Annotated in this window: 9 protein-coding genes; 1 reads left to right on the plus strand and 8 read right to left on the minus strand. The window is 44.4% G+C overall.

What is annotated here, in order from left to right:
* Positions 1-119 precede the first annotated feature (119 nt).
* Positions 120-1,292 (minus strand): NAD(P)-dependent malic enzyme, encoded by a 1,173-nt coding sequence (locus FNY66_RS09415; protein WP_150310941.1) that lies wholly within the window; start codon positions 1,290-1,292, stop codon positions 120-122.
* A gap of 348 nt (positions 1,293-1,640) precedes the next feature.
* Here FNY66_RS09415 and FNY66_RS09420 point away from each other — a divergent pair, with 348 nt between their 5' ends.
* Positions 1,641-2,873: an argininosuccinate synthase gene (locus FNY66_RS09420; protein ID WP_150310942.1), complete on the plus strand. Its 1,233-nt coding sequence runs from the start codon at positions 1,641-1,643 to the stop codon at positions 2,871-2,873.
* Positions 2,874-3,054: 181 nt separating this feature from the next.
* Here FNY66_RS09420 and FNY66_RS09425 read toward each other — a convergent pair whose 3' ends face one another.
* The 7 genes from FNY66_RS09425 to FNY66_RS15515 all read right to left on the minus strand — a co-directional run.
* Entirely contained in the window at positions 3,055-5,877 is a 2,823-nt protein-coding gene (locus FNY66_RS09425) for a glycoside hydrolase family 3 N-terminal domain-containing protein (RefSeq protein ID WP_150310943.1), read from the minus strand.
* 25 nt (positions 5,878-5,902) lie between these two features.
* Entirely contained in the window at positions 5,903-6,490 is a 588-nt protein-coding gene (locus FNY66_RS09430; RefSeq protein WP_150310944.1) for a hypothetical protein, read from the minus strand.
* A gap of 11 nt (positions 6,491-6,501) precedes the next feature.
* The gene (locus FNY66_RS09435; protein ID WP_150310945.1) at positions 6,502-7,947 is read right to left on the minus strand and encodes a family 43 glycosylhydrolase; all 1,446 of its coding nucleotides are present in this window, start codon (positions 7,945-7,947) and stop codon (positions 6,502-6,504) included.
* Complete coding sequence (locus FNY66_RS15510) at positions 7,944-8,087, minus strand: hypothetical protein (RefSeq protein ID WP_190324815.1); 144 nt, start codon at positions 8,085-8,087, stop codon at positions 7,944-7,946. The genes FNY66_RS09435 and FNY66_RS15510 overlap by 4 nt, the downstream gene beginning before the upstream one ends.
* Before the next feature lie 110 nt (positions 8,088-8,197).
* Positions 8,198-9,505, minus strand: coding sequence for a sensor histidine kinase (locus FNY66_RS09440; protein ID WP_150310946.1), 1,308 nt, complete (start codon positions 9,503-9,505; stop codon positions 8,198-8,200).
* Positions 9,506-9,507: 2 nt separating this feature from the next.
* Complete coding sequence (locus FNY66_RS09445) at positions 9,508-10,212, minus strand: LytR/AlgR family response regulator transcription factor (RefSeq protein ID WP_150310947.1); 705 nt, start codon at positions 10,210-10,212, stop codon at positions 9,508-9,510.
* Between the two features lie 68 nt (positions 10,213-10,280).
* The coding region (locus FNY66_RS15515) for a tetratricopeptide repeat protein (RefSeq protein WP_190324816.1) at positions 10,281-11,244 on the minus strand (964 nt) is incomplete at its 5' end.

Consider the following 11,244-nt stretch of genomic DNA (forward strand, 5'->3'; position numbering starts at 1 on the left):
TTTCTCCCGTATTTCAGAATTTATTTTTATATTATACAGAAAAAGCAGAGGGAGATTCCCATTATCGGAATTTCCCTCTGCTGCTGTTGACCTAATGAATCACAGGCTCAACGAAATGCTTAAATCCTTGCCACGCCGCTCTTTCTTGCCGCCTCGGCTGTTGCCTTTGCCACTGCGTCTTTTACGCGCGGATCGAATGCTGCCGGAAGGATATAATCCGGATTCAGCTCTTCGTCACTTACCAGTCCTGCGATCGCATATGCCGCAGCCACCTTCATTTCATCGTTAATATCAGATGCCCGAACATCCAGAGCACCGCGGAAGATTCCCGGGAAACACAGTACGTTATTTACCTGGTTCGGGAAATCGCTCCGTCCAGTAGATACAACTGCTGCCCCTGCCGCTTTCGCCTCATCCGGGAAGATCTCCGGCGTCGGGTTCGCGCATGCGAAGATTATCGGATCTTTTGCCATGCTGCGCACCATATCCTGTGTCAGCGTACCGGGTGCGGATACTCCGATAAATACATCAGCCCCTTTGATCACCTCTTCCAGAGTTCCTTTCTCATGGTTAAAGTTCGTGATCTTTGCCATCTCTTCCTTGATCGGATTCAGATAATCTCTTCCTTCGTAAATTGCTCCGTGACGGTCTGTCATGATAACATTTTTAAGTCCCATGGACATCAGAAGTCTGATAATAGCGATACCTGCTGCACCGGCGCCGGAAGTTACGATCTTGATGTCCTCGATCTTCTTTCCGACAAGCTTCAGTGCATTGATCATTCCTGCAAGAGTGATGACCGCAGTACCATGCTGATCATCATGGAATACCGGAATATCACAGCACTCTTTCAGTCTCTTCTCGATCTCGAAACATCTCGGGGCTGAGATATCCTCCAGATTGATTCCTCCAAAACTTCCCGCAAAAAGACTTACAGCCTTTACGATCTCATCCACATCATGTGATCTGACGCAGAGAGGGATTGCATCCACGCCTCCGAACTCTTTGAACAGTACACATTTTCCTTCCATAACCGGCATGCCAGCCTCCGGTCCGATATCTCCAAGTCCCAGTACCGCTGAGCCATCTGTAATGACTGCGACCGTGTTCCAGCGTCTTGTCAGATCGTAGCTTTTATTGATGTCTTTCTGGATTTCCAGACACGGCTCTGCAACTCCCGGTGTATATGCAAGGCTCAATGCCTCCTTGGAATCTACCGCCGCACGGCTGGTAACCTCGATCTTTCCTTTCAGTTCATAGTGCATTTTCAGTGATTCTTTTGCGTAGTCCATAACTGCCTCCTGATGTAATATATTTTTGATCTGCTGTCCTTTCTCAAGGGCACAAATTTACATGCTACACGACCATTATACTGCTTTTTTGCCGGATATACATCAAGTTTTTTTAAAAATACAAAAAATTATCATTATATTTATGCATATTCCAACAATATTATTGCATTTTTATGCATTCTTTATGTATTTTATGCATATTATTCTTTTTTATAATTTTCTCTTGCATAATTATAAGTTCTGGTGTATAGTATGTTGTAGCCCGCGAGAGCGGTAAAAACAGAGAAAAGCGGCCGACCGGCCCCCGGACGGCAAAATTAATAAAAATACATTCAGGAGGCTATTAAAATGAGTAAAGAAAAAGTTGTTTTAGCATATTCAGGCGGACTTGACACAACAGCGATCATCCCGTGGCTGAAAGAGACATTCGGATATGACGTTATCTGCTGCTGCATCGACTGCGGACAGGGAGAAGAACTGGACGGACTTGACGAGAGGGCTAAACTCTCCGGAGCTTCCAAATTATATATTGAAAATATTGTAGACGAATTCGCCGAAGATTTCATCATGCCGTGCGTAAAAGCAGGCGCTGTATATGAGAACGCATATCTGCTCGGAACATCTATGGCGCGTCCGGCCATCGCGAAAAAGCTGGTTGAGATTGCACGCAAGGAAGGCGCTGTTGCCATCTGCCACGGCGCTACAGGAAAGGGAAACGACCAGATCCGTTTCGAACTCGGCATCAAGGCTCTCGCTCCGGACATCAAGATCATCGCTCCGTGGCGTATGACAGACCTGTGGACCATGCAGTCCCGTGAAGACGAGATCGAATACTGCAAGGCTCATGGCATCGATCTTCCGTTCGATACAAAACACAGCTACAGCCGCGACCGCAATCTGTGGCATATCAGCCACGAAGGTCTGGAACTGGAGGATCCGTCCGTAGAACCGAATTACGACGATCTGCTCGTCTTAAGCGTATCCCCGGAGAACGCGCCGGACGAACCGGAATATGTGACAATGACATTTGAGGCCGGTGTTCCGAAGACGATCAACGGCAAAGCAATGAAAGTAGCCGACATCATCAAAGAGCTCAACACACTGGGCGGAAAGCACGGCATCGGCATCATCGACATCGTAGAGAACCGTGTCGTAGGCATGAAGTCCCGCGGAGTATACGAGACGCCGGGCGGAACGATCCTGATGGCCGCTCACCAGCAGTTGGAAGAGCTGATCCTTGACCGCGCTACATACGAAGTGAAGAAAGAGATGGGAAACAAACTCGCTCAGGTCGTATATGAAGGAAAATGGTTCACACCGCTCTGCGAAGCGATCCGCGCATTTGTAGATGTGACACAGCAGTATGTGACAGGCGAAGTGAAGTTCAAACTGTACAAAGGCAACATCATCAAAGCCGGCGAGACATCCCCGTACTCCCTGTACAGCGAGTCACTGGCTAGCTTCACAACAGGCGATATGTACGATCACCACGATGCAGACGGATTCATCACACTGTTCGGTCTGCCGCTGAAGGTCCGCGCAATGAAGATGCAGGAGCTGGCGAAAGAGAATCAGAAATAGAAAGCGTAAGCTAATCTTATACTCTTGAAATGATAACAAAGACGGCCATACCCCTTATATTTATGGGAATATGACCGTCTTTGTTATCCGCTAAGTGTCAAAGATAGGAATAGAAGCCGGGTATATACCATAGCTACTTCTGTAACCAAGAAATGACTTAGACTACAGAAGTAATTATGTCCTACTGTCGTTTTTGTTTTTTATTACGACTTATGCCATAAAATCCTAGAGCACCAATAATAAGAACAAGTACATCGCATCCACCAAGAAGCCACAGCCAAAGGCTGGAATCTTGCTGAATCGTATTATTCATTGCATTACTGTTAGCCAGTGCATAAAGTACATTGTGCGTAGCTTTCCGCATTGCCTGATTTCCAGCATTTGTTTCTATACTTACTTCACTTGGCATTCTTTTGGCAAGTGTCAACATATAATCATTTCCCGCTCTTATGGCCTGATCTGTATTCATATAATCCCAGACAGCCATATCAGATACAACGGCTCCCTGAAAGCCCCATTCATCTCTTAATACAGTAGTAAGCAATGAATAATTTGCTCCTGCCCATGTTGTGCCTAATCGATTGAATGCAGACATAATTCCCTGGCTGCCCCCTTCTTTGACCGAAAGTTCAAATGGTTTGAAATATATTTCACGAGCCGCCTGTTCATTACACCATACACTTACACCCCAGCGATTTGTTTCCTGATCGTTTAGGGCAAAATGTTTTAGGAATGTATTTACACCTTTTTCTTTGTATCCTTGTACTGTATTTGCTCCCATCATTCCTGAAAGGAAGGAATCTTCTGAATAGTATTCAAAATTACGTCCGGAAAACGGCGTACGATGAATATTCATAGCTGGTGCCATAATCCCATCATATCCCTGTACACGACATTCCTCTCCGACACGAAGCCCCATTTCTTTAGCAAGATCAACATTCCAAGTAGATGCAAGCACAACTTCACTCGGATATTTTACACCGGCTATACCATTCATAAAACTATTCATACCAAGCGGCCCTTCTACCTCTACGGTCTGCTGTTTATCTATAGAAGGCATTTCCTGTGTAACATATCCTCCGATTCCAATAAGATTTGCCATCTCATCCACTGGAATCTGTTCCAACAGCTGATCCCATTTTGGATCATCGTAGGGTACCCCTGCCATATCAGAAAACTTAAGACCATTGTCTTGTACAACGATTGGCTCAGCTGACGGGTCGTCTTCAACTCCGGTGTTTTCTATTGCAGCAATTAATTCATCACTCGCATCTCTATCGGCTGTCCTTTCTTTAGGTAATGTTCCTTCCCAGTCCGCACGGCTGACATATGCAACATTATCTCCATAAGTCATATCATCAAACTGATTTATTGCAGCTGTCATATCTGACTCACGTTTATTATTTTCATCGAATACAACCCTTGAATCAACAGTATAAATACGACTGTCAATCACATCATGTGAATTATTCATCAGCTTAATCTCGTAATCACCCGCATCCAGAACGTAACATTTTTCATTTATATAATCATAACTTGCCATGCTTTCTGTGTCCATCGTTAGAGTCACAGTTTCCGACTCGCCTGGTTCCAGCATCTCTGTCTTGTCAAAAGCACCTAAAACGACATGACTTTTTTCAATTCCTCCAGTTGTATACGGGGCCGTATAATAAATCTGTACTACATCTTTTCCTGGAACATCCCCCTGATTAGTAACTGTTACATCAATCGAAATTGTTGTGTCATCCGCACTAAAATTCGTAATTTCCTGTGTAAAATCTGTATAGCTCAAACCATATCCGAATGGATACTGTACCGATTGCTGATAACTTTCTTCATCGCAGACTCCAGTCTCATTATCAATCCACCGGGTTTCATAATAGCGGTACCCGACATAAATCCCTTCCGCATAATCTACAAAAGAATGATATGTGTCATGATCCGTACTTGGCGGTGTCATACTCTTGACAATTACAGGTGCATTTTTATACCAGAATGCTCCCGCATTATAATAGGCTGGTGCTGATGTCAGATCATATGCATAAGTATCAGCCAACCTTCCGGAGGGATTAATCTCCCCACTCATTATTTTCCCAATGGCGTTACATCCATTTGCACCCGGACCTCCTATCCATATTGCGCCATCAATTCCTTCCTCTTCCAAAAATCCAAGTTCCATTGCATGGGAACTATTAATTACCGCAATTACTTTCTCATATCCTTGCGCTTTTATCATATCAATCATTTCTCGCTCAGTATCGGAGAGTTCCAAATAGTGTTGATCTTCTCTTCCTCCCCATTCAGACATATCCATCGGAAGTTCACCATCTTCCCCGCCCTGTCTGGTAAGTACGATAAGCGCAACATCAGAAAAATCACGTGCGTTGCTAAGCAGTTCTTCACTATAACTCTCTACCGGAGCTTCATAAATATTGAAATCATAGACAAAAACACCTGGAACACTACTTGTTTCACGTTCATAATCAAAACTTTTGTAAAACTCAATCAGTTCCTGATTTACATGAAATCCCGCATTTTCCAATCCTTCCACCAGATCAACTACTTCGCCCATATTCTTCGAACTAGAACCGCCGCCGCCATGAATCAAATCTACGGAAGACCACCCAAATATATTAATATTAGCTTCTTTAGGATCTGACACATTTAGAGGAAGCACATCATTTTTATTTTCCAGAAGCACTGCCCCCTCACCTTCAATCTGTTCTACCAGCTCTTTTGAAGCTGCTGTTGCCTTTGCAACTTCTTCCTCATCGGCTGTGGATTTGGAAAAAGCAACATCGATAAGATCCTGATACGCATAGCACGCATAATTCGCAATAGTAATAACAACCATAAAACAACTTAATAATACAGCCCCAACCTGTCTCTTTTTACTCTTTACAAGGCATTTCTTTCTAAGTTTAGCAAAGTAAAGTCCAAGTAACGCAATTACCAGAAGTGTCATAATAATTGCAATTATAAGGCTTATATTTCCATTTGACATAAACTTACCTCCCAAATTTAGTATCTCATTTTTCTCTGAATATCAATTTCATAATCGGGAAAAATACCCAAAATGAAATCGCACAATTAATCAACATTGTAATCGCATCTGCAGCTGCGGCGCCGGTTCCGTTACCAAGAGTCCCTATCAGGAAGCTGTATAGAGGCGCTTTATATACTCCTTGAAGAGCCGCCGCTCCTATTGTAATGATAACATATGCAAGCACGTACCAAAAAGCCGCCCTCCACACGTTTCCTGTGGATTTAAATGTAACCTTTCTCTGTGTAAAGAAGTTGATGATCTGTGCAATTGCCATTGTGAGCTCTACGGCAAAAAAATACGCCAGACCACCGCCTCCACCGTTCTCAATCGCACCACCCGCATAGTCAAACACATAATACGGGCTTCCGTTAATATTATTTCCCACCTGAAAAACCTGAAAATCCAGATCTACCAGAGGTGTAAAACCAAATATCCATTTGAATACCGGCATCAAGATCATCTGCAGGACAGTCACGCCATTACATACAATAAAAAACATCACAAACTGTGCAATTCCCGGATGTCGTTCCTCAAAATTTGTCCATATTAATTTTATTGTTTTTGTCTCCACGTTTCTCCTTTTCAGAATAAAGTAAATTTCATAAAGTCAATTTTTCCTTCTCCTTGATATCGGAAATACAACGCATATTTACCAACTCCTGTATTGAGTTCCGCCTGATAAGTTCTGTATTCTCCAGTAGGATTATTCACTTGTATCTCTGAATTAATAATGGTAAAGTCCTGTTTTTCTGATACTTGCATCTTACCCCAAGCTATTCCAGCCAACTCCACTGAGATATTTCGCGCCTCCCCCATCTCAAAATACTTAAACCCGGCGACAGCTCCGTCCCGCATATTTGCAATATACTGTCTCGCGCTCTCGTCCCCGTCCTTCTTATCCTGTGTGAAGTAGGGATGATTCGAAAAAGCCTTTTTCGGATTTTTACAGTCGTATCTTCCGGTCCCGTCTTTCGACCAGAGATTACAGGCAATTCTCGCCGGATATGTACCGACGCCTTTGAGCGGTTTTCCGTTTAGCCCGCAGCTTGTCATCTCCGCCTGTTGGAACATCCCATTTTCATCCATTACAAGTTCCTCGGCGCATGCCTGCCGTGCATAGGAACTGCGGTTGGTATGTCTGTGGTAAAAGATATAATACTTCCCGTTCAGATACAGAAGACCGCCGTGAGTATTTCCGATATAATTCGAAGCATGGCTCTCATCCTCATTCCCGTTCAGGAACAGATCTCCGTTGCTCACCAGTGTACCGCCGAACCGGAAACCTTCCGTGGGGCTGTCGCTCACTGCATAGCAAAGTTCATGATTATGTCTGGAAGAATAGACAAAATAGTATTTTCCATTATACTTTCTCATAGAACTCGCCTCAAAAAACTCATGACCTGCAAATGAGCCCGGGCCTTCTTTCGGAAACAACAGCTTCTCCGGTTTTCTGATCGTCTTCATATCCGGTTCAAGTTCCAGTACATATCCGCCTTTAAATTCCAGACTGCGAAATCCTGTCACGATTCCCGGTACAGGAGTATAAAACCCTGAGTAGAGATAGATTTTTCCGTCATCATCCACGAAAACTCCCGGATCAAAAGGGAATGAGTCTCCCTTTTTTCTGCCCCAGACTATTCCGTCAGCATACTGCACATGCCCGTAGAACTCAAAAGGTCCCGTCGGGCTGTCCGATACTGCAACACCCATGATTCCCATAAAGTCGAAAGCGTAATACAAGTAGTATCTCCCGTCACTTCCCTGCGTAATGTCCGGTGCGAACAGAAGACGGACGCCCAGTCGGTTCTTCGGATCCTGATTTTTTCTGTAAATGACTCCTTCATAACGCCAGTCACTTAAATCATCCGCCGGAGCCGACCAGCATACATAGTCATTCATACAGAACATAGGGGCTCCAAACCTGTCGTGGGAACCATATACATAGACCCGATCGCCGAAGACATAAGGTTCACCATCTGGTATGTACTCATATTCGGGCAAATACGGGTTAAAAGCCTGTCCCTTCATTCTCTCTCCTCCTTTCTCTTAAGTTGTGTCCTCACAATATCACAGGAGGATATTTTGTAAACAATTCTGTCGTAAACTGCTTTTTTCACGTCAAAACCTGTCATAATGTATATTTTTTCTTTTTCCCTTTCCATATTCATGTCTATTATTTCTAATAATCTTAGTTTTTCTCCATATACAATAAAATTCCGGGCAGAACTAAATCTGTTCCCGGAATCATCCTTCTGTCAGGTCATTATATCGGGTTTGACTATAATTTTTCTGTCTTCGGTATCAAAACTCTGAGGTAGAACCAGTCATCTTCCGTTTTTACCGTCATAGAGCCTCCGTATTTTTCAGCAGTAGTCCTTATGCTCTTCAGCCCGTAACCGTGATACTCTTTATTCTTCTTCGTCGTCTCCGGAAGATGGTTTCCCTCTGTCAGACGTACCTCACAATAATTCTCTACCCGTATTATGATAAACCGATTTTGTGAATATACCGCCACACGTATCAGGCGTTTCTTCTTATCTTCGATCTTTTCCTCATATTCAATTGCATTATCGAGCGCATTTCCAAAGATCGTGCAGATATCCATGACATTCATTCCGTCCAGCAGATGACCGTCAGCCACACAGGTGAAATTGATATCATGCTGCATACAATAGAGATGCTTTCCTGTCAGGATCGTATCAAGAACCTGATTTCCCGTCTTGTTCTGAGCCTCATAAGTTTTAATTTCCTCTTCCATCTCGGCCAGATACTGCTCTCTCTTCTCCGAATCCCGTTCCGCCCGTATCACACCAATCTGATGCTTCAGATCATGATACTTGCGATTGATCATCTCTATATTCTCTTTGGAAAGATTATACTGCTCGTATTGACGATGAAGTATAGAATTCACCGCATCTACTTCCTTCTTCATTGTCATTTCCCGCCATCGTTCCTGTTGAAGAAACAGGATCAATACACCTGAAAAATCCACCAGCGTCCGGATATAAAATGTCTCGGCAGGGAGACTGCTGCTAAACGGCGTGTTCGGATATACGTAACTGATATTACTGATCAGGAAAGCGGCCACAGCCATCAGCACAGAAGCAGCCGCCTCCTGCCATGAGGCATTTCTTCTATCTGCATCGGAGAAATATCTCTTTACAAGAAAATAAAGTCCTGTAAACAATCCCGCATAGAAAAGAAGGAAAAGAATAATCTCAACAGCCACACTTCCATAACCAAGCTCTAAGAGGAATGAATAAATCTGCCATTCCACCGAAGCTACAAACTCTGCCGCCATAAACGCAACAGAAAAGCACAGTGCCGCTGACGCTGCCGGTATGGCACAGCATAACCAGATACACGCGCACATCAACAGCATAGCACACCCCATCGCCGGAATCCAGAATGCCACCGGCCACACCCCGATATAATACTGGAGCACACAAAGTGCAGCAAGAAAAACGGCAAGTATTCCTGCCGTTTTCCACTTTCCCCATCTTTTTTTCATCCCCAGTACGAAGATCAAACATGACGCCCACTCAGCCAGAGCCGTGTAGACCTTCGGAATATCTGCTACGTTCATTCTTATTTTCCTCCCAGATAGTCTGTCAGAGCCTCCATGAAAGACTTTCGTCTCGGACGGCTGATCTGGAGTTTATCTCCTGCAACCGTGACCGTGCTCCCGCTGACCTCCTCCACATAACGGAGATTAACAAGATATCCGCTATTGCAGCGCACAAACTGACCTCCTGACAACTTCTGCTCCATCTGTTTCATCGTATCCCGAAACACATAATTTCCCCTGTCAGAATGGATGATGATCTGGTGTCCCTGACTCTCAAGATAACTGATCTGCGACAGATTCAGCCGCATCATCCCCTTTTCCTGAGCCACGGTAAGAAATGCTTCGTTTCTTCCCTTCAATCTCCTGACAGCCTTGTCCAGTTCCTGATAAAACGCAAACTCCGAAATTGGTTTCAGCACATAATCCAATGCGTTCACTTCATATCCCTGAATGGCATACTGCGCCATATTAGTAATAAAGATCAGGATCACATTCTCATCCAGTTTCCTGATCTTGCGCGCCGCCTCCATCCCGTCCATGTGCTCCATCTGGATATCCAGAAAAATAATGTCATAGTTTCCGCTGTAGCGCTCAACGATATCATATCCGTCGGGAAATACAGTGATATCAAATTTTTCATCATGCTCTTCTCCATATTTGGTGATATAAGAAGAAAGCTGTTTCTGATATATCTCGTCATCCTCTACGATTGCTGTTCTGATCATCCGTGGCTTCTCCGTTCCTTTTATTCGTCTTCATTTATTTTAGACGATTCCGGAGGAACTTGCAAATTCTATTTTTCATATATGCGGAGCAACTCCTCAAACTCCTCGTTCCCCCGCAGAAATGCATACCCCTCATCTGTCTTTATCTCTGCCAGCAGCCCCGGCAGTATCCTCTCTGCATAGGATTCCATCGCCTCGTCATACTTTCTTCCAAAGTTTTCTTTCCCGTATATATGGCAATAAAACACAGATTCCGACATATGCTGAGGCTCAGTCAGCATATGGAACATTTCCCAGATATACGCAATACTCTTTTCTACATCCTTCTTCTTTACCGCCAGCTCCATCGGCAGGATCAGCGGGCTGTAGCCCCACTGGTCATACAGAAGAGCGGTCTGCTTCCCGGCAGATGCGATCTTTTCCGCCCGTTCCATGTCCCCCTCCTGAAAGGCAATGTCCGTCAGCATAGACAGCACAACGAGAAGATCGTTAAGCACATTTGTGAGTTTCCTTTCCACCAACACTGCCGCCTCATCATATTTCTCCTGTGCAAGCAGAAGCCGTGCATTAAGGATTTTCTTATCTGCCTGCTGCTCCGGCAGAGAATCGATCATTTTCTGTGCTTTCCCGTACTCCTTCTTCCTTATGTATTCACCCGCCAGCATATAAGCAGCGGCATTTTTCACCTGTTCGTCCCCGCTGCATTCGGTCACACGCTCATACCATGAATGTATCTTCTCTTCGTATTTTTCTCTGTCTGTGCTCCAACCACCGGACATCATCATTAATCCCTGCACCATGGACGCCATCATGTGGATCAGCTTTCCACAGTTGGGATACTCCCGCACTTTCTGTTCTGCCGCGTCAAATGCTGCTTCCGTACCTTTCTCATCCATGATCTTTGCGATCTCGTTACAGATCTGAGCGATTTCCTCATCTGAGAGTTCCTCCTGAAAGCAGAGGAGTGTATTGATATCTGTGTTTAAAAGCCGCGCCAGTGCAGGCAGTATCGTGATATCAGGGTATGAACTG

It is taken from the genome of Mediterraneibacter catenae (assembly GCF_008691045.1).
Lineage (GTDB): Bacteria > Bacillota > Clostridia > Lachnospirales > Lachnospiraceae > Mediterraneibacter > Mediterraneibacter ornithocaccae.

Coding starts and splice junctions, on each gene's coding strand:
- FNY66_RS09420 (WP_150310942.1), top strand. CDS start 1,641: ATGAGTAAAGAAAAAGTTGTTTTAGCATATTCAGGCGGACTTGACACA.
- FNY66_RS09445 (WP_150310947.1), bottom strand. CDS start 10,212: ATGATCAGAACAGCAATCGTAGAGGATGACGAGATATATCAGAAACAG.
- FNY66_RS09440 (WP_150310946.1), bottom strand. CDS start 9,505: ATGAACGTAGCAGATATTCCGAAGGTCTACACGGCTCTGGCTGAGTGG.
- FNY66_RS09435 (WP_150310945.1), bottom strand. CDS start 7,947: ATGAAGGGACAGGCTTTTAACCCGTATTTGCCCGAATATGAGTACATA.
- FNY66_RS09425 (WP_150310943.1), bottom strand. CDS start 5,877: ATGTCAAATGGAAATATAAGCCTTATAATTGCAATTATTATGACACTT.
- FNY66_RS09415 (WP_150310941.1), bottom strand. CDS start 1,292: ATGGACTACGCAAAAGAATCACTGAAAATGCACTATGAACTGAAAGGA.
- FNY66_RS15510 (WP_190324815.1), bottom strand. CDS start 8,087: ATGAATATGGAAAGGGAAAAAGAAAAAATATACATTATGACAGGTTTT.